The sequence below is a fragment of the Halopseudomonas sp. T1L2 genome, from assembly GCF_055397385.1.
In genome coordinates this window covers 3,089,308-3,108,561 of record NZ_AP040865.1, presented here as the reverse complement: position 1 = coordinate 3,108,561, position 19,254 = coordinate 3,089,308, and the positions used below count along the sequence as shown (strand labels likewise).

Sequence of the window (19,254 nt, the reverse complement as noted above, 5' to 3'; positions counted from 1 at the left end):
TGCTACACTGCGGGGCGCTCGACGGCCAGCGAGGTGCCAGCCAGCTTGCGCAGCGCAACATAGAACACAGGTGTCAGCAGCAGCCCGAACAGGGTCACGCCGAGCATGCCGGTAAACACGGTAATACCCATGGCGTTGCGCACTTCGCTGCCAGCACCGGAGGCCAGCACCAGCGGCAACACGCCGGCGATAAACGCAACCGAGGTCATGATGATCGGGCGTAGACGCAGGCGGCTGGCTTCCAGCGCGGCCTTGACGGTCTCCATGCCGTGCATCTCCAGCTCGCGGGCAAACTCGACAATCAGAATGGCGTTCTTGCAGGCCAGCCCCATCAGCACGACCAGACCGACCTGGACGAAGATGTTGGCGTCACCACCGGTCCACCAGACCCCGAGCATCGCCGCCAGCAGACACATCGGCACGATCAGGATCACCGCCAGCGGCATCACCCAGCTCTCGTACAGCGCAGCCAGCACCAGGAACACCAGCAGCAACGCGACCGGGAACACCACCAGCGCGGCGCTGCCCTGATTGACCTGCTGGAAGCTCAGGTCGGTCCACTGAATATCCATGCCCGGTGGCAACGCCTTGGCTGCGACCGCAGCGACGGTATCCAGCGTCTCGGTGGACGACAGCATGGCCGGATCGGACTGGCCGATCAGATCAGCAGCCGGGTAGCCGTTGTAACGGATCACCGGGTCCGGGCCAAAGCTCGGCCTCAGGCGGACCATGGTGTTGAGCGGCACCATCTCGCCGGCGGCGTTGCGCACGTAGAGGCTGTCCAGATCACTCGGCTCATCGCGAAACGGCGCATCAGCCTGCGCACGCACCTGATAGGTCCGGCCAAACAGGTTGAAGTCGTTGATGTATTGCGCGCCGAAATACAGCTGCAGGGTGCCGAACAGCTCATCCAGGCGCACGCCCTGCGCCTTGGCCTGCAGGCGATCCACCTCGGCGTCCAGCTGCGGCACGTTGGCCTGATAGGAGGTAATCGGGAAGCCCAGCCCCGGCGTCTGACTCAATGCCATAGCCATGCTGTCGGTCGCCTGCTGCAGCGCACCGTAGCCATCGCCGCGGCGGTTCTGAATGTACAGCGAGTACCCGGACCCCGCGCCCAGACCAAACACCGGTGGCGGCATGAAGGAAATGGCAAAGCCCTCCTTGAGTTCGCCCAGCCTGGCGTTGATGTCGTCGGCAATTTCCAGCGCGGTACGCTCACGCACATCAAAATCGTCAAACAGAATGAACACAGTGCCCACGTTCGGCGTATTGGTGCCCTGCAGCGCGTTGAAGCCGACAAACGCGGCCGCGTGCGACACCCCTTCGGTTTCCATCGCCAGATCACTGACCCGACGCGCCAGCGCTTCGGTACGGTCCAGCGTCGCCCCTTCCGGCAGACGGATGCTGCCAATCAGGTAGGTTTTGTCCTGGGTTGGAATAAAGCCGCCCGGCACCTGGCGGAACATCACAGCAGTGGTTGCCAGCAGCAGCAGATAGACCACAAACACCATCCCGCGCCGACCCAGACTGCGCCCCACCAGACGCTCGTAACGTTCGGCGTTGCGCTGGAAGAAGCGGTTGAACGGGCGGAACAGCCAGCCGAAGCTGCGGTTGATTACGCGGGTCGGCAGATCCGGTGCGGCGCCATGCGGCTTGAGCAGGGTGGCGGCCAGTGCCGGCGACAGGGTCAGCGAGTTCATCGCCGAGATCACCGTGGTAATGGCGATGGTCACCGCGAACTGACGGTAGAACTGCCCGGTAATACCATCCAGAAACGCCATGGGCACAAATACCGCGCAGAGCACCAGGCTGATCGCCACAATCGGGCCACTGACCTCGCGCATCGCCTGATGCGCCGCCGCCAGCGGTGCCAGCCCCTGCTCGATATTGCGCTCGACGTTTTCCACCACCACGATGGCGTCATCCACCACAATGCCGATCGCCAGCACCATGGCAAACAGCGTCAGGGTATTGATCGAGAAGCCGAGCATCAACAGCACGGCAAAGCTGCCGACAATCGATACCGGCACCGCCAGCAGCGGAATCAGCGAGGCGCGCCAGGTCTGCAGGAACAGAATGACCACCAGCACCACCAGTGCGACCGCTTCAAGCAGGGTCTGGATCACAGAACTGATCGAGGTGCTGACGAACACGGTCGGGTCGTAGGCCACTTCCCAGCTCAAGCCGGCCGGGAAGTCTTCGGCCAGCTCGGCCATCTTGGCGCGCACCGCGGCAGAGACATCCAGCGCGTTGGAGCCGGGTGCCTGAAAGATCGGCAGCGCCACCGCCTGACGGCCATTGAGCAGCGCACGCAGGGAGTCTTCCTGCGCCGCCAGCTCGATACGCGCCACATCACGCAGGCGGGTGATCTGGCCGTCGTCACCGGTCTTCAGCACGATGTCGCCAAAGGCTTCGGTGCTGTCCAGACGACCCTTGGCGTTGATCGAAATCAGCAGGTCGGAGCTGTTCGGCATCGGCGGTGCGCCGATCTGGCCGGCCGACACCTGCACGTTCTGCTCCTGCACCGCGGCGACGATGTCACCCGCACTGACGCCCAGCGACGCCGCCCGCTGCGGGTCGATCCACAGGCGCATGGCGTAGTCACCGGCACCGAACAGACCGGCCTGACCGACGCCGGGAATCCGCGCCAGCTCGTCACGAATGTGCAGCACCGCGTAGTTGCGAATGTAGGTCGCATCCAGGCTGTCATCCGGCGAGATCAGGTGCACCGCCATCATCAGGTTGGGTGACTGCTTCTGCGTCGTCACGCCGAGGCGACGCACATCTTCCGGCAACCGCGGCAGCGCCTGCGACACCCGGTTCTGCACCTGCACCTGCGCCTGATCCGGGTCGGTACCCAACGCGAAGGTCACAGTCAGCGCCAGACTGCCGTCGCTGCCAGCCACCGACTTCATGTAGATCATGTCTTCCACGCCGTTGATGGCTTCTTCCAGCGGGGTGGCGACGGTTTCCGAGATGGTCTTGGGGTTGGCGCCCGGATAGCTTGCGCTGACCAGCACGCTGGGCGGCACGACCTCCGGGTACTCGCTGACCGGCAGCATCGGGATGCTGATCAGGCCAACCACGAAGATGATGATCGACAGCACCGAGGCAAAGATCGGCCGGTCGACAAAGAAACGTGAAATATTCACGGCAATACGCTCCCTTGGCGTGCTCCGCAGAGCACGCCCCAGCAATATCGTTAAAAGGGGAAAATCAGGTCAGGGTCAGAACGCCGTCTGCAGCGCTACCTCGTTGCGAACCGGCTGGCTGCGGTCCATCGCCACCAGCTGCGGCGCGACCTCGAAACCCGGATAGAGAATCTTCTGCAGTCCATTGACCACCACCCGGTCGCCGGCCTGCAAACCGCCACGGATCACCAGCAGGCCATCCACCCGGCGGCCGGTCTCGACAAAGCGGCGAGTCGCCCGGTTCTGCTCGTCCAGCACGTAGACATAGCGCCGATCCTGGTCAGTCAACACCGCCTTCTGGTCGATCAGAATCGCCTGGCGGGCCGCCGCGACCGGCATCTGCACCCGGGCGAACTGGCCGGGACGGAACAGCCCTTCGGGGTTGGCGATCACGGCCCGGTACTGCAGCGTCCCGGTGCCGGCGTTGAACTGGTTGTCGACGAAGTCGAGCTGACCCTGGTAGGGGTAATCCTGACCGCTGCCCAACCCCAGTCGCACCGGTATGGATATGGCATCAGCATACGGGTTGCTCTCGACGGTCTGCTGGTCGCTCTCGAAGTAGACATACATGGGGTCGACCGAGACCAGCGTCGCCAGCAGTGTCGCATCGGCGGTCGCCAGGTTGCCGCGGGTAATCTCGGCACGGCCCATGCGGCCGGACACCGGCGCCCTGACCTCGGTATAGGCCAGCTCCAGTTCGGCGTTGTCCTGCGCCGCTTGCGCCGACGCCAGCGCGGCCTGCGCCATACTGCGCGCGGCGCTGCGCTGTTCCATCTCCTCGCGGGAAATGGCGCGGCGCTGCCACAGCTGCTCGGCCCGCTCGGCCTCACGCGCCGCCAGCGTCACCTGACTGCGGGCGCGCGCCACTTCCGCTCGGGCCATCTGCAGGCGCGCCTGATACGGGCGCTGGTCGATGACAAACAGCACGTCCCCCTGTTTGACCAGCTCACCTTCTGCAAAAGCCACCTTGTCGATATAACCGCTGACACGGGCTCGCAGCTCCACGGTTTCCGGCGCGGCCATGCGGCCGGTAAAGCTGTCCCAAAGGGTCACATCGCGCGGCTGCGCCACCGCCACATCGACCTCAGGAGCCGGTAAGTTCGGGTTATTGGCCTGGTCGCCGCTGGCCTCGCAACCAGCCAGTAGCAGCAATAGCGCGGTGACCGCGCCAGCACGGGCAAAGCCGTTAAAAGCATGCGTGTTCATGTAATCCATCGCTCCCTGTGTTGTGGGCAATAGTTGGCAGGCAAAAAAAGGGATCCCCGCGCGCCGAGGGGCACGTCGGTTGGTTGAAGGGAATCGGGTATGGCGTAAACGATACGTGCGGCGGGCCACACTCAGGTAGCTCGGTCCTGCGCGAAGATTGCCTAATTCTGTAAATACGGAGAATTTGGCAATCGCCTAATTCTGCTGTAGCAAGCACTGACCCTGTAACAGAAAGCGCCCAAAAGGAGCAGAACAAGCCTTACCGCACAAGGATTTGCGCAATCCTGCAAGCTTATTGCCTGATCCTGCAATTGCCTGAAGACTGTAATCTGGTTATCAATTGATCTGCGTATACTGTCGCGAAACTCCGAAGGAGGTCATTGACCGTGTCACACGACAACACTCAGCCAGCGCCACTGGACCTGCCCATGTGCCGCCAGCTAGCCGACCTGGTCAGCGAGCATGCGATCAACGAGGGGATCAATGAAACGCGTATTCCCGGGCTTGAGGTCTACCGTGCAGACCAGCCGACCAGCTTCAGTTCCGTCGTCTATGAACCTGCGCTCTGTGTCATCGCCCAGGGCAGCAAAACCGTGCAGCTGGGCGACAAGGAGATTCTCTACGGCCCCCTGAGTTACATGATTTCGGCAGTCGAACTGCCGGTCGGCGGTTGCGTCATTGATGCCACCCCGAACGCGCCCTATCTGGCGGTCAAGCTATCGCTCAATCAGCAGGAGATCGCCGAGCTGGTGCTGGAACTGGGCGATGAACTGCCGCCACTGGATCAGCAACGGGATTGCCCGGCGGCGTCTTGCGGGCTGTGCGTGGCGCCGCTGGATACCGGCATTCTGCAGGCCATGACCCGACTGGTCGCGCTGCTGTCATCGCCAACCGATGCGCGCGTTCTGGCGCCACTGGTGCGGCGCGAGATCATCTATCGGGCGCTGATGGGCGAGATGGGCTGGCGCCTGCGCGACTTTGTCGCCACCGATACCCAGGCCCACCGCATCTCCAAGGTCATTGCCGTGCTGAAAGACCGCTTTGCCGAACCGCTGCGGGTACGGGAGCTGGCGGAAGACGTGAACATGAGCGAGTCGACCCTGTTCCACACCTTCAAACAGGTCACCCGCATGTCGCCGGTGCAGTTTCAGAAGAAGCTGCGCCTGCACGAAGCCCGGCGCCTGATGCTGACCGAGGGGCTGGAAGCGGCAACCGCCAGCTACCGGGTTGGCTACGAAAGCCCCTCACACTTCAGCCGCGAGTACCGCCGCATGTTTGGCGCACCGCCGCGCGCGGATGTCACCAAGCTGCGCGGCGATCAGGCGATGGTTGCCTCGCTTTAATACGGAGGAAACGCCGCCAGGATGCGGCTCACCAGCCGCTGCACCTGCTCGTCGCGCTGGCTTGGCGTCAGCTCGCGTTCGCTCATGCGCTCGCTTTCAATCCCGCGCCAGACCAGCCGGCCGGTGTCGCCATCAAGCAGATCGATCTGCAGCGTCAACTGACGGTAATCCACCGGGTAGGTCTGAACCGCCGGGCCGCCCCAGAACCCGCCCCAGCCGGTGCCCCAGTAGCCGCCAAAGCTGGTAGTGACGTTCTCCTGCCGCTTCTCCACCAGCACATAGCTCTTGACCTGCAGATCAGCCGCCTTGCTCTCGAGCACCGGGCGCAGGCCGCGGGCGTCGAGCTGCTCGGCCACTGCCTGTTCTATCCGGCCAGCCATCAACTCACCACCGATCCGCGGATCATCGCTGGGTCGAAACTCCACCCGCGGCTCGGCCCATTCCCAGGTCTGGTCGCCGGCAAAGTCGTGAGTGAGATCATAATCCGGTTTGACTGCTGCGCCCTGGCAAGCCGCCAGCGACAGCAACAAAGGCATAACAGCAAGTACGCGCGCATACATGGGAACAGACTCCGACTAGTAATGAAAAAGGACCAACCTCAGCGACGGGCCTAACCACTGCGGGCCGCTGCCATAGGCAGTGTAGCGAGCTGTCGGGTGCATCACCGCAGCACGCTGTCCAGCCTACGGGAGATAGACAGCAAATTCGCTTGCAAATTGCACGACCCATATTGCCCATTCGTGCAATGCGCATGTCATGGCATTCCGCCAAAGAACCATAACCATCTGATTTAAAAGAATTTGCTGAAAATAAAAAAGCTGGCACAGGCCCTGCAATCATCCTCACAACGGTCGACGAAAAGGCCGCCGATGGAAACCGATTACAGGAGAGACACCCATGAACAAGCTGAAAACCATCGCACTCGCCACTGCCACCGCCAGCCTGATGGGCATGATGCCGCTGGCCGCCCATGCTGCGGACGGTGATCTGACCGAGGCGCGTCAGGAAGGCTCGATCTGGACCGCCATCGCCCTGAACCGTCACCTCAACCCCTTCAGCATCGACGTTGATGTGGAAAGCGGCGTCGCAACCCTGAGCGGGGAAGTCGAAAGCGACGTTGATCGTGACCTCGCCGAGCAGGTCGCCAAGAGCATCGAAGGCGTGCAGCGCGTCGACAACCAGCTGACCGTCAACCCGGACGCCAAGCGCAAGGAACAGACTGCCGGCACACCGAGCCTGTCGCAAAGCTTCAGCAACGCGACCACCACCGCCAGCATCAAATCCAAGCTGCTGTGGAACAGCAATACCGAAGGTCTGGACATTAATGTCGATACCCGCGGCGGTGTCGTCACCCTGACCGGTACCGCCCAGAGCGAGGAAGCCAAGGATCTGGCCGGCATGCTGGCCAAGGACACCGAAGGCGTGCATCGCGTCGACAACCAGATCCGCGTCGACGGTGAAGCCACCGCCGCCGCCAAGGCGCAGAACGCCGCCGATGAGGCAGGCGCTGCGATCAGTGACGCCTGGATCACCAGCAAGGTGAAGTCCAGCTACCTGCTCAGCAGCAACCTCAGCGGCCTGGATATCTCGGTCGATACCAATAACGGCGTCGTTGCGCTGGGCGGTACGGTTATGACCCAGGCGGAGAAAGAGCTGGCCATCGAGACCGCCAAGAACATCCGCGGCGTCAAGGGCGTGAGTGCAGAGAACCTGCGCACCGCCAACTGATCACCCGGCGCCAGCCTTACCCCGGCTGGCGCCCGCATCTGTCACATACACCCAAGAGACGGAGAACGATCATGAGCAACACAGCCACTCAACTGAACGAACTGATCGAAATTACCCGCGACGGCAAACGCTTCTACGAACATGCCCGCGATGAGGTCAAGAGCAGCGAGCTCAAGACCCTGTTCAGCAACATGTCACAGGCCAAAAGCAATGTGATCATCGCCCTGGAAAAACGCGTTGCCGCCAACCAGGAAACACCCGCCAGCGGCGGCACGCTCACCGGCAAGGTTCGCCAGGTATACGCCGATACCCGGGCGGCGCTGTCCAGTGATGAAGAAGCGACCTACATCGCCCAGCTGGAAGAGGCCGAGGATCGCATCCTGCACGCATTCGAAGACGCCATGCAGAGCAACGATCCTGACCTGCGCGCCGAACTGGTCAGCGAAATGCCCAAGGTCCGCGCCTGCCATGACCTGATGCGCGACCTGAAGAAGGCGCAATAACCGACCGGCCGGGGTGGCGAGATGCCACCCCGGCGTCCCCGGAACCTGTGGCGCATCAAACCGTAGCGCTCGGGATCTGCTGATAAGGAGAACGACCATGCTTAGCTGGGCCATTACCTTTCTGATCATTGCCATCATCGCTGCGGTTCTCGGTTTTGGTGGCATCGCCGGCACCGCGACCGGGATCGCCAAGATTCTGTTTCTGGTCTTTCTGGTGCTGTTTATCGTGTCCTTCATCATGGGCCGCCGACCCAAGCTGTAGCGTCCGGCTGGCCACAGGTACCCTGCACCCGCTTCATGCGGGTGCTTGTGCGTTTGCCCCTGCCGAAGATCGCCCGCAGCCATCGCAAATGCCGCCTTCGTGACCCAGCGCAAGGCAGCCGCGGTTTTCTCTGCTAACGTGGCAGACAGACAGGGCAAGGAGACCCAGCATGAACGATACGTTGCACGACTGGAGCCAAGGCTTCGGCGTCATTCACCACGATTTTCTGACCCGTGACCGCATCAGCGACCTGCTTGCAGAGCTGGCCGCCGACGGCACCTGCACCGTGGCTCAGGCTACGCTGCTGCTCAAGGCCGCCGACCGGCTGTGCAATGCGGCGATGCGCCAGGTGGCGCACATGACCTACGCCCGCCAGGTCTATCTGGACGGCCGCCCGCTCGCGCAGAGCGACTTCAAACCCCAGCCCGAAGGCCACACCGGCGGCGCACTGAATATGGTGCCGGCCTACGTTGGTTACCTGCTGGCCAACGCCCTGACCGGCACTACCCGCAGCTGGCTGATGGGCCAAGGGCACTGCGTGGCGGCGATTGATGCGGTCAACGTGCTGCTGGGCAACACCGACGCGGCGCAGGCCGAGCGCTACCCGTTCAGCGATGCCGGGCTCAGCCAGCTTTGCCAGGACTTCTACAGCTACGCCATTGATGCCGAAGGCCGCCCGGCGGTACCGCTTGGCAGCCACGTCAATCCGCACACCGGCGGCGGCATCAGCGAAGGCGGCTACCTCGGCTTCGCCGGCCTGCAGTACGTGCACATGCCGCTGCCGGGGCAGGAACTGGTGACCTTCCTCAGCGACGGCGCCTTCGAGGAGCAGCGCGGCAGCGACTGGGCGCCGCGCTGGTGGCGCGGTGAAGACAGCGGGCTGGTGATGCCGATCATGATCGCCAACGGCCGGCGTATCGACCAGCGCTCGACCATGGCGCAGGTTGGCGGTGTCGACTGGCTGCGCGAGCATCTGACGCTCAACGGCTTTGACCCGATCGATATCGACGGCCGCGATCCGGCCGCCTTTGCCTGGGCCATCATCAGCATGGCCCGCAGCCTGCGCCGCGCCCACGAGGCGATCACCGCCGGCGAGGCCGAATACCCAGTGCGCCTGCCCTACGCCATCGCCGAAACCGTCAAGGGCTTCGGCTTTCCGGGCGCCGGCACCAACGCCGCCCACAACCTGCCGCTGGTCGACAACCCGGCCGTCAACGAAGCCGCCCGCGAGCGCTTCAATCAGGGCATCGCCGCGCTGCACGTGGACGAAGCCGAGCTGCGCGCCGCGGTCGCCGCCCTGAACACCCACAGCCAGCAGCAGCGTCCGCAGGAGAAGGATCATCCGCTGGCTCGCATTCTGGTCCCCACACCACGACTGCCGCCGATTGCCGCTGAACAGCCCGCTGCGCCGATGGCCGCCATCGACCAGTGGTTCTGTGCCCTGACTCGCGCCAATCCGCAGCTGCGCGTGCGGGTCGGCAACCCCGATGAAATGCGCAGCAACCGCATGAACCAGACCCTCGATCAGCTGCTGCACCGGGTCACCGCCGCCGAAGACGGCATCGCCGAAGGTCTGCAGGGCAGCGTGATCACCGCGCTGAACGAGGAGGCCGTGGTCTCCGCCGCGCTGGCCAACCGCCAGGGCATCAACCTGGCCGTCAGCTATGAAGCCTTTGCGGTGAAAATGCTCGGTGCCATGCGTCAGGAGCTGATCTTCAGCCGCCACGCCCGCGAACTGGGCCGCGCCCCCGGCTGGCTGAGCGTACCGATCATCGCCACCTCGCACACCTGGGAGAACGGCAAGAACGAGCAGTCCCACCAAGACCCGACCCTGTGCGACGCCTGGCTGCAAGAGATGAGCGACGGCGCCCCGGTCTACTTTCCGGTCGACAGCCACAGCGCCGTCGCGGTGATGCGCAAGGTCTACGCCAGCCACGGCAAGGTGGCGCTGATCGTCGCCCCGAAAAATCCGGTGGAAGCCTGCCTCACCGTGCCCGAAGCCGAAGCGGCCGCGGAAACCGGCTTTGCCGTGCTGAATGCCGATCCGGGTGCCGAACTGCAACTGCTGGCCGTCGGTGCCTACCAGCTGCAGGCGGTGCGGCAAGCCGCCCAGCACCTGCGCTATCACGGCGTGCCCTGCAGCGAGGTGGCAATCATCGAGCCGGGGCTGCTGCGCGAGGGGCGTGACGCCATGGAACAGGCGGTGGTGCACAGCGACGCCGAGCTGGCCCGGCAGATCCCGGCGGCGCGCTGCCGGCTGTTCGTCTGCCACGGCCATGCCGAGGTGATGACCGGGGTGCTGCGGCGCCTCGACACCGGCCCGCGCACCAGTCGCTTCCTCGGCTACCGCAACCGCGGTGGCACGCTGGATACCTTCGGCATGCAGTTCGCCAACCGCCAGAGCTGGGCGCATCTGGTCGCCGAGGCAGCACAGCTGCTGAACCGCCCGCTGGACGACCTGCTCGGCAAGGCCGAACAGGCGGTGCTCAGGGGCGAGGGCGATCCGCGCTTACTGGCGCGCTGAGTGACGCGCCGCCTGCCAGCGGCGCAACGCCTTCTCCAGCTCGACCACCACAAAGATCGACAGAGCCACTGCTGTCAGCCGCAGCCAGTCTGCGGCCGACAGCGACTCCAGCCCGAACAGCTGCTGCGACCAGGGCAGGTAGCTGTAAAGCAACTGCAGCACCACTACCCCGGCGATGGCTCCCAGCATCGGCCCGGCGCGGCGGAAGATTGCCGGTGTCAGCACCGAGGCATCGAGCAAGCGGCAGTTGATCAGATACACCGCCTCGATCATTACCAGCGTGTTGACCGCGACCGCCCGCGCCAGCTCGACTGACGCGCCGTGGCGCAGGTAATCGCCGAACTGCCAGAACACCAGCCCCGCGGCCCAGACCGATACCAGCAGCGTGCGCCAGGCCAGCTCGGCACTGATCAGGCTCTGGCCGGCCGGCCGTGGCGGACGCGCCATCACCCCCGGCTCCGGTGGCTCGAAGGCCAGCGCCAGCGCCAGCGTGACCGTGGTCACCATGTTGATCCAGAGAATCTGCGCCGGGGTAATCGGCAGGGTCCAGCCGAGCAGGATGGCGAAAATGATCACCGTCGCCTCGGCCAGACTGGTCGGCAGGATGTAGAGAATCGATTTGACCACGTTGTCGTAGACGGTGCGGCCTTCAGCGACCGCGTGGGCGATGGTGGCGAAGTTGTCGTCGGTCAGTACCATGTCACCCGCTTCACGCGCGGCATCGGTACCCTTGCCGCCCATGGCGATGCCGATATTGGCCTGACGCAGCGCCGGTGCGTCATTAACCCCGTCACCGGTCATCGCCACCACCCGCCCCTGACGCTGCAGCGCCTCGACCAGCTGCAGCTTGTTGGCAGGGCTGGTGCGGGCAAAGATATCGACAGCAGACGCGGCCTCGTCCAGCCCCTTGCTGTCGAGTCGATCCAGCTCGGCACCGGTCAGCACCCGCTCGACATTCAGCCCCATCTCCGCGCCGATGGCCGCCGCGGTCAGCGGGTTGTCACCGGTGATCATCTTGACCCGGATACCCGCCTGATGGCAGCGGGCGATGCTGTCGATCGCTTCCGGTCGGGGCGGGTCGTTGATGCCGATCAGCGCCAGCAGACACAGGCCCTTCTCGACCAGCCCGTGCTCGGCGTGGACATCGGCCGGCAACCGTCGCTCGGCCAGCGCCAGCACCCGCATCCCCTCGGCACCAAGGCGTTTCAGCTCGGCCTGCCAACAGGCCAGATCCAGCGGCTCGGGACCGTTGGCACCGAACTGCGTCTCACAGCACATCATCAACCGGTCCGGCGCGCCCTTGACCGCCAGCAGGGCGGTTGGCTCACTGTCACAACGGTGCAGGGTCGCCATATAGCGGCGCTCACTTTCAAACGGCAGCTCCTCGACCCGCGGCCACTGTTCAAGCACCTGACCGAACTGCGGCAGCGCCTTGCGCGCCAGCACCAGCAGTGCACCCTCGGTCGGGTCGCCATGCAGCTGCCATTGGCCGTTTTCCTGCGACAGGCTGGCGTCGTTGCAGAGCAGTGCCACCCGCGCGGCAGCAATCAGGGCAGCGTCTGCCGGCGGCATGATGCTGCCCTCGGGCCGATAGCCATCGCCTTCGATGCGGTGCAATTGCAGCGCAGTCACACACTGGCGGGCGGTCATGGCGTTGGCGGTCAGGGTACCGGTCTTGTCCGAACAGATCACATCGACCGAGCCGAGTACCTCGACGCTGGGCAGCCGCCGCACCAGCGCCTGCTGCCGTGCCATGCGCTGCACGCCGATGGCCAGGGCGATGGTGACAATCGCCGGCAGCCCCTCGGGAATGGTCGCCACGGCGATACCGATAGCCGCCTGCACCATGTCGTCCAGCGCCAGTCCTCGCAGCAGGTTGCCGACCACAATGGTCAGCACGGCAATAATCAACGTCAGGATGCTGAGCTGGCGAGCGAAGCGCGCCAGTTGCTGCTGCAGTGGGGTATCCACCAGGGTGGCCTGACGGGTCAGCTCGCTGATGCGGCCGATTTCGGTCTGGGCGGCAGTACGGCACACCAGACCGCGGCCCACCCCGGCGGTCACCAGCGTGCCCATAAAAGCCATGCCGTGCTGCTCGGCCAGCGGCGCAGCGGCCGCCGTCGCCGCCAGGTGCTTGCGCACCGCTACCGATTCTCCGGTCAGCATGGATTCGTCGCAGGCCAGATCCTTCAACTGCAACAGACGCAGGTCCGCCGGCACCTTGTCGCCCGCCTGCAGGCTGACCAGATCACCCGGTACCAGCTCGCTGCTGTCGACGGTCCGCAGCTGGCCGTCGCGCCAGACCAGCGAGCGGGTGCGGGTCATACCGAGAATGGCCTGCAAGGCGGCGGTTGCCTTGCCCTCCTGCACAAAACCCACCAGCGCGTTGATCAGCACCACGCCGAAGATCACCCCGGCGTCGACCCGATGGCCCATCAGCAAACTGATCACGCCACTGACCAGCAGCACATAGATCAGCGTGTTCTGAAACTGGCGGGCAAAGCGCCGCCAGGCCGGTTCCGGCGGTGCTGGCGGCAGGGCGTTGGCACCGTGCTGCTGCAACCGCGTTTGCGCCTCGGCCTGACTCAGCCCCTGATCGGTGCTGTCCAGACGCTCAAGCGCGCTGGCCGGGTCAATGGCGTGCCAGTCAACCGACGTTCCCTGCTCGGCCATGCTGCTGCTCCACTCAGAATGCCAGACACTGGCCCGGGGTCGGGATCATGGCTTCAATCTGATGCTCATCCCACAGCCGCTTGGCCAGCGCATCCAGCGCTTCCGGCTCGCCGTGTACCAGCACAACCTTCGGGTTGTTTTCAAAGTGGCTGACCCACTCCACCAGCCCGGTTTGTCCGGCATGGGCCGAGAAGCCGCCGAGGGTTTCAATCTGCGCGCGCACCAGATACTCCTCACGGAACAGCTTGATGCGCTGCACCCCGTCAATCAGGATGCGGCCCAGCGTATTGCGTGCCTGAAAACCGACAAACACGATGGTATTGCGCTCATCCCAGATGCGTTGCTTGAAGTGGTGACGAATCCGCCCGCCGGTACACATGCCACTGCCGGCGATGATCAGCGCGCCGCGCTTGATCTTGTTGATCATCATCGACTCGTCGGTGCTGGGCGTCAGCTGCAGGCGCGGCAGGAAGTCACGCAGCAGAGTCTGATCGCCACTGCACAGCCCCTTCACACCCTCGCAGTCGAGCTGGCTGAGCCAGCGGTCGTAGAGCCGGGTGACTTCGATCGCCATCGGGCTGTCGAGGAACACCTGCCAGTTATCCAGCTTGCCCTGCTCATGCAGCTGGCCGAGGTAAAACAGCAGCTCCTGGGTACGGCCGACCGCAAAGGCCGGAATCATCACGTTACCGCCCCGCTCCCAGGCCTCGTGCAGGACCTGCTCGAACTGCTCCAGCGTGTTGCCCAGGGTGCGGTGATCACGGTCACCGTAGGTGCCTTCCATCATTACCAGGTCGGCGCGGGTCAGCACCTCGGGGTCAAACAGCAGCACGCTGTCTTTCTTGCCCAGGTCGCCGGAGAACACCAGCCGTTTTTCCCGTCCCTGCTCCTGCAGGGTCAGCTCGACAATCGCCGAGCCGAGGATGTGGCCCGCGTCATGAAAGGTCACGCTGCCCGCCTCACCAATGGCAAACGGCTGGTGATAGCGCTGCGGCGAGCACTGCTTGAATACCCGCTCGACATCGGCCCGCGTGTAAGCCGGTTGCAACTCGGGCGCCCCGCGGCGGGAACGGCGCAGGTTCTCGCGTTCCAGGTCACGCTCGTAGAGGCCGGCAGCATCGTTGAGCATCACTTCCAGCAGATCGGCAGTCGCGCGCGTGCAGTAAATCGGCCCGCGAAACCCTTCGCTGACCAGCTTGGGCAGCAGCCCGGAGTGATCGATATGGGCATGGGACAGGATCACCGCATCGATCTCGGCGGGCTTGAAGGCGAAACGCTCCTCCTGCAGGCGGTCTACCGCGTCGCCACCCTGATGCATGCCACAGTCGAGCAGCACCTTGCCCACCGCAGCCGAACTCAGCAGGTGGCAGGAGCCTGTTACTTCCTGCGCTGCACCGAGAAACCGAATACTCGCCATGCCTGTCTACCTCCAGTGTTTCGTTATGATTGCACCACTCTGGCACAGTTTAATGATCTCTGCTGCCGATACGCGCTGATCTGCGTCAGCTTTCGCAAGGCAGCCTGATAGACTGCGGCCAGCACCGTAGAAAGAGGACCAAAACATGAGCAAGACCAGGCAGGAAGGCGTGCAGGTACGCCGGGAAGTCATGGGCGACGCCTTCGTCGACCGTGCGCTGAACAATGCAACCGAATTCAGTCAGCCGCTGCAGGAGTTCGTCAATGAACACGCCTGGGGTGGGGTATGGAATCGCGAGGGGCTGGACCGCAAGACCCGCAGCCTGATTACCCTGGCCGCCCTGACCGCGCTGAAGTGCCCGCAGGAGCTCAAAGGCCACGTGCGTGGGGCCCTGAACAACGGCTGCACGGTGGAAGAGATCCGCGAAGCGCTGCTGCACTGCGCAGTCTATGCCGGCGTACCGGCCGCCATCGATGCCTTCCGTGCGGCGCAGGAAGTCATCGACAGCTATCAGCAGGCCTAGTGCAGCGCCTGCTCAGGCAAAGCGGGATTCGAGGTAGGCGTTGATCGCATCGGACTCGTACAGCCAGCGGGTCTGACCGTCTTCCTCGATACGCAGACAGGGCACCTTGATCTTGCCACCCTCGGCCAGCAGGGTCTGGCGGTGCTCGGCGTTGCCGGAGGCATCGCGCAGCTCAACCGGTACATTCAGCCGCCGCAGGGTACGACGGACCTTCACGCAGAACGGGCAGCCGTTGAACTGATAAAGCGCCAGCGCCGACGCGGCGTCATCCACCGCAGCCTGCGCGGCGGGTTCGCGCTGCATCGGGCGCGGCCGGGTAAGGAAGCTGATAAAGACGACGAGCTGGCCAACAATGACCCGCAGTGCCTTGACGATCATGGCAATAACTCTCTGTGGCGGTGAAAACGGCTGCGCAGGATACCCTGTTGGCCGCGACCTGCCCAACATGACCTGACGAAGCGGGGCAGGCATAATCGCCTTTCACTCCGAATCTGCGAGCCGCAATGAAACCCGAAGATCTTGTGCTGCTGGTCACCCGCGAAATGCCCTTCGGCAAATACAAGGGTCGCCTGCTCGCCGACCTGCCCGGCCACTACCTCAACTGGTTCGCCCGGGAGGGCTTTCCCAAGGGCGAGATCGGCCGCCTGCTGCAACTGATGCAGGAGATCGACCACAACGGGCTAAAACCGCTGCTCGACCCGCTGCGTCAGGGTCCGCACCGCCGCTATCAGGATTGATCGGCGCAATCGCCTGAACTTGCCCTGCACATCATGCTCTATGCTTTGAGGCGCGCCGATCAATCGCGAACCCGAGCGCCGGCGCGGCAACGCCCATCACAGCAGGAGCAGACAGCAATGGCCAAGGTACTAGTGCTTTACCACTCCATGTACGGACATATCGAAACCCTCGCCCAGGTCGTCGCCGAAGGCGCGCGGCAGGTTCAGGGGGTTGAGGTCACCATCAAGCGGGTGCCGGAAACCATGCCGGAAGACGCCTTCAAGGCAGCCGGCGGCAAGGTTGATCAGGCCGCTGACGTTGCCAGCCCGGGTGAACTGGCCGACTACGATGCCATCATCGTGGGCACGCCGACCCGCTTCGGCAACATGTCCAGCCAGATGCGCACCTTCTTCGATCAGACAGGCGGCCTGTGGGCCAAGGGCGCACTGCACGGCAAGATCGCCAGCGTATTTACCTCCACCGGCACCGGCGGCGGCCAGGAGATGACCATTACCTCCACCTGGACCACCCTGGCGCACCACGGCATGGTCATCGTGCCCATCGGCTACGGCACCAAGGAACTGGCCGATATCGAGCACGGCAAGGGCGGCACACCCTACGGCGCATCGACCATCGCCGGCGGTGATGGCTCCCGTCAGCCAGATGCCCGCGAGCGCGCCATTGCCCGTTACCAGGGCAAGTACGTCGCCGGTCTCACCCAAAAGCTGTTTGGCTGAAACCACCGACAACCGCTGGTCGGCGTGCGTCAGGGCCTATTGAATTATGATCATCATGCTAATAGCATGACGGCCATAATTCAAAGCCAGGAGTACGACCATGAAAGCCTCCTCTCATGCCCAGACCGCGCTGATCACCGGCGCCTCCAGCGGTATCGGTGCGACCTACGCCCGCCGCCTGGCCGCCCGCGGCTATGACCTGCTGCTGGTCGCCCGCAACGAAACACGTCTGCGGCAGCTCGCGGATGAGCTTACTGCCGCCCACGGGGTGCACGTCGACCTGCTCAGCGCCGACCTGGAACAACACGCCGACATCGAAAAGGTTGCCGCCAGGCTACGCAGCGGCGAGCAGATTACGCTGCTGGTCAACAGTGCAGGCATCGCCCTCAACGGCAGCCTGGCCGAGGCCGACCTGGACAGCGCCCACAGCCTGCTGCAGATCAATCTGCTGGCGCTGACCATGCTCGCCAGCGCTGCTACGGTACGCTTCAGCCTCGGTGGCGGCGGCGCGATCATCAATATCGGCTCGGTGGTGTCGCTGCTGCCGGAGCGCTTCAACGCCATCTACAGCGCCAGCAAGGCATACGTGCTGAGCCTTAGCCAGAGCATGCACGCCGAGCTGGCAAGCCACGGTGTGCAGGTTCAGGTGGTGTTGCCCGGAGTAACCCGCACCGAGATCTTCGAGCGCTCTGGCAGCTCGCTGACGCAAATCCCTCCCGGCATGGTGATGGAGGTGGAGGATCTGGTCGATGCCGCACTGCGCGGTTTCGATCAGGGCGAACTGGTGACCATTCCCTCCCTGCCGGACAGCAGCGAATGGCACGCGCTGACCCAGGCACGCTTGCAACTGGCGCCCAACCTGTCGCACAACCAGCCTGCGGCCCGCTACCTTTGAGCCGAGCCGCAGACTCGCTGCAGCGCCAATCAGGTCACTGGCTCGCCGACCAGATAACCTGCGCGGCAGCCTGTGCACCATCAACCAGGGCAACGCGCTGTGCCTGCTGCACCTGACTGCCGACAATCAGCCCCTCACCAATCAGAAACAACTGGGTAGACACCACCTCTGGCTGTTGCGCGCCGGCGCTGGCGCACAGACTCAGCAGGTACGCCTGAATTTCACCCTTGTGGCGTGCTGCCTGCTGATGCGGAGCACTGTCGGACTGCGCGAATTCTGCCGTTGCGTTGATAAACGCGCAGCCGCAGAAGTCGTCTTCCTGAACCCAGTTGGCAATGAAATCGATATAGGCCAGCGGCCGCTGTGCAGCGTCTGCCCGCTCAACGAACGTGCGCATCCGGGTCATGAACTGCTCATGGCGCAGTGCCAGGGCCGCATCGATCAGCACGTCCTTGCTCGGATAATGCCGATACAGGGTCTTCTTGGTGACACCTGCCTCCCGGCTGAGCAGCTCAACCCCGGTCGCATGAAAACCATTGCGGTAAAACAACTGCAGCGAGGAGGCAACGATATGTTGGGCTATGTCCATTAAGTATACCGATCGGTTGACTGAAAGATACTGATCGGTATACTAGCCCGAAATCGCTTCCCTTTCACTCTTTGTCAGGATGTCCCCATGTCAATCCGCCGCTTGCTGCACTCTGATGCCCCGCCCGCGCCGCCGCTGAAATTCGTTCTGCTGTCGTCGCTTGGCGCCCTCATCGCGATTGCCATTACTGGCGGGCTGAGCGTGCTATCCGGCATTCCGTGGTTGATGGCGCCATTCGGGGCCAGCTGTGTGCTGGCGTTTGGCGTACCGGATTCGCCGCTGGCGCAGCCGCGCGCCATTGTCGGCGGCCATCTGGTGGCGACCGCGGTCGGTCTGGCGGTAGTCACCTTACTCGGCGACAGCTGGCTGGCCTGCGCGGTCGGTGTTGCGCTGGCACTGGCGGCCATGCAGGTCACCCGCACCGTGCATGCGCCAGCCGGCGCTGACCCGCTGGTGGTGATCATGGCTCACGCGCCGCTGAGCTATCTGGTGTCTCCGGTGCTGGTGGGGTCACTGGTGATCGTGCTGACCGCCTGGGCGGTCAATAATCTGCGTAGCCCGCGGAGTTATCCGAAGTATTGGCTGTGAATAATCAACCATTAAGCAAAGGCAGTCTGCCGAGCGCCCAGATGGTGGAGTGTGCACCCGGGGTTCGTCCCGTTTACGCGGGCGAGTAGCGCAGATTTATCGGGAAAAAGAGCCACAGGATGTCTGAGGCTCGAAGAGCCGAGTTTTGTGGCTCCCCGATAAATCGAGCAACGCAGCGAACCCGAAGGGCCGCGTAGCCGGGTGCCCCGGGGGATTGCTAAGGGGGGCTGGGCAAGCAGCCCCCCTTGGCTCGCCGGAAAAGGCGAAAGGCAGAGTCAGCAACAGCACAAGACCGGAATGATGGACACTAGAACGCCCAGTACAAAAAGCCCCGCTGTTCCCAGCGGGGCTTTTCATT

At 63.9% G+C, this 19,254-nt stretch carries 17 protein-coding genes; 10 read left to right on the top strand and 7 right to left on the bottom strand.

Annotation, left to right across the window (positions count from 1 at the left end; translation table 11 throughout):
• Window positions 1-2: 2 nt before the first annotated feature.
• On the bottom strand, window positions 3-3,152 hold the full coding sequence (locus ACZ5WQ_RS14740) for an efflux RND transporter permease subunit (protein WP_464382567.1): 3,150 nt from the start codon (window positions 3,150-3,152) through the stop codon (window positions 3-5).
• Between the two features lie 75 nt (window positions 3,153-3,227).
• Entirely contained in the window at window positions 3,228-4,397 is a 1,170-nt protein-coding gene (locus ACZ5WQ_RS14735; RefSeq protein WP_269688261.1) for an efflux RND transporter periplasmic adaptor subunit, read from the bottom strand.
• Between the two features lie 386 nt (window positions 4,398-4,783).
• Between ACZ5WQ_RS14735 and ACZ5WQ_RS14730 the strand changes: the two genes are divergently transcribed.
• Window positions 4,784-5,740, top strand: a complete 957-nt coding sequence (locus ACZ5WQ_RS14730; protein WP_228245597.1) for an AraC family transcriptional regulator — start codon at window positions 4,784-4,786, stop codon at window positions 5,738-5,740.
• On the opposite strand, the gene ACZ5WQ_RS14725 is transcribed toward ACZ5WQ_RS14730, so the two are convergent.
• On the bottom strand, window positions 5,737-6,300 hold the full coding sequence (locus ACZ5WQ_RS14725; protein WP_228245596.1) for a DUF4136 domain-containing protein: 564 nt from the start codon (window positions 6,298-6,300) through the stop codon (window positions 5,737-5,739). The two genes, ACZ5WQ_RS14730 and ACZ5WQ_RS14725, sit on opposite strands and share 4 nt — an antisense overlap.
• 337 nt (window positions 6,301-6,637) lie before the next feature.
• Here ACZ5WQ_RS14725 and ACZ5WQ_RS14720 point away from each other — a divergent pair, with 337 nt between their 5' ends.
• From ACZ5WQ_RS14720 to ACZ5WQ_RS14705, 4 genes are all read left to right on the top strand, one after another.
• The gene (locus ACZ5WQ_RS14720; protein ID WP_464382566.1) at window positions 6,638-7,468 is read left to right on the top strand and encodes a BON domain-containing protein; all 831 of its coding nucleotides are present in this window, start codon (window positions 6,638-6,640) and stop codon (window positions 7,466-7,468) included.
• Between the two features lie 71 nt (window positions 7,469-7,539).
• Entirely contained in the window at window positions 7,540-7,971 is a 432-nt protein-coding gene (locus ACZ5WQ_RS14715; protein WP_228245594.1) for a ferritin-like domain-containing protein, read from the top strand.
• Window positions 7,972-8,068: 97 nt separating this feature from the next.
• Window positions 8,069-8,233: a DUF1328 domain-containing protein gene (locus ACZ5WQ_RS14710; protein WP_088276880.1), complete on the top strand. Its 165-nt coding sequence runs from the start codon at window positions 8,069-8,071 to the stop codon at window positions 8,231-8,233.
• A 169-nt stretch (window positions 8,234-8,402) separates the two neighbouring features.
• Complete coding sequence (locus ACZ5WQ_RS14705; RefSeq protein ID WP_464382565.1) at window positions 8,403-10,757, top strand: phosphoketolase family protein; 2,355 nt, start codon at window positions 8,403-8,405, stop codon at window positions 10,755-10,757.
• On the opposite strand, the gene ACZ5WQ_RS14700 is transcribed toward ACZ5WQ_RS14705, so the two are convergent.
• Both ACZ5WQ_RS14700 and ACZ5WQ_RS14695 read right to left on the bottom strand, forming a co-directional pair.
• Window positions 10,743-13,430 carry a cation-translocating P-type ATPase gene (locus ACZ5WQ_RS14700; protein ID WP_464382564.1) on the bottom strand — a complete coding sequence of 896 codons (2,688 nt, stop codon included), beginning with the start codon at window positions 13,428-13,430 and terminating at the stop codon, window positions 10,743-10,745. The two genes, ACZ5WQ_RS14705 and ACZ5WQ_RS14700, sit on opposite strands and share 15 nt — an antisense overlap.
• A gap of 13 nt (window positions 13,431-13,443) precedes the next feature.
• A complete protein-coding gene (locus ACZ5WQ_RS14695) occupies window positions 13,444-14,847 on the bottom strand; it encodes an MBL fold metallo-hydrolase RNA specificity domain-containing protein (protein WP_285676891.1) in 1,404 nt (467 codons plus the stop codon).
• 145 nt (window positions 14,848-14,992) lie between these two features.
• Here ACZ5WQ_RS14695 and ACZ5WQ_RS14690 point away from each other — a divergent pair, with 145 nt between their 5' ends.
• On the top strand, window positions 14,993-15,370 hold the full coding sequence (locus ACZ5WQ_RS14690; RefSeq protein WP_233048683.1) for a carboxymuconolactone decarboxylase family protein: 378 nt from the start codon (window positions 14,993-14,995) through the stop codon (window positions 15,368-15,370).
• A 12-nt stretch (window positions 15,371-15,382) separates the two neighbouring features.
• On the opposite strand, the gene ACZ5WQ_RS14685 is transcribed toward ACZ5WQ_RS14690, so the two are convergent.
• Entirely contained in the window at window positions 15,383-15,748 is a 366-nt protein-coding gene (locus ACZ5WQ_RS14685) for a glutaredoxin family protein (RefSeq protein WP_285676892.1), read from the bottom strand.
• Window positions 15,749-15,873: 125 nt separating this feature from the next.
• Between ACZ5WQ_RS14685 and ACZ5WQ_RS14680 the strand changes: the two genes are divergently transcribed.
• The 3 genes from ACZ5WQ_RS14680 to ACZ5WQ_RS14670 all read left to right on the top strand — a co-directional run bounded on the left by ACZ5WQ_RS14680 (window position 15,874) and on the right by ACZ5WQ_RS14670 (window position 17,719).
• Window positions 15,874-16,107, top strand: a complete 234-nt coding sequence (locus ACZ5WQ_RS14680; protein ID WP_233048681.1) for a DUF3820 family protein — start codon at window positions 15,874-15,876, stop codon at window positions 16,105-16,107.
• A 117-nt stretch (window positions 16,108-16,224) separates the two neighbouring features.
• Window positions 16,225-16,824, top strand: a complete 600-nt coding sequence (gene wrbA / locus ACZ5WQ_RS14675) for an NAD(P)H:quinone oxidoreductase (protein WP_269688270.1) — start codon at window positions 16,225-16,227, stop codon at window positions 16,822-16,824.
• Between the two features lie 100 nt (window positions 16,825-16,924).
• Entirely contained in the window at window positions 16,925-17,719 is a 795-nt protein-coding gene (locus ACZ5WQ_RS14670) for an SDR family NAD(P)-dependent oxidoreductase (protein WP_464382563.1), read from the top strand.
• A gap of 34 nt (window positions 17,720-17,753) precedes the next feature.
• Here ACZ5WQ_RS14670 and ACZ5WQ_RS14665 read toward each other — a convergent pair whose 3' ends face one another.
• Entirely contained in the window at window positions 17,754-18,308 is a 555-nt protein-coding gene (locus ACZ5WQ_RS14665) for a TetR/AcrR family transcriptional regulator (RefSeq protein ID WP_269688272.1), read from the bottom strand.
• Window positions 18,309-18,395: 87 nt separating this feature from the next.
• Between ACZ5WQ_RS14665 and ACZ5WQ_RS14660 the strand changes: the two genes are divergently transcribed.
• Window positions 18,396-18,896 carry an HPP family protein gene (locus tag ACZ5WQ_RS14660; RefSeq protein WP_269688273.1) on the top strand — a complete coding sequence of 167 codons (501 nt, stop codon included), beginning with the start codon at window positions 18,396-18,398 and terminating at the stop codon, window positions 18,894-18,896.
• Window positions 18,897-19,254: the final 358 nt, after the last annotated feature.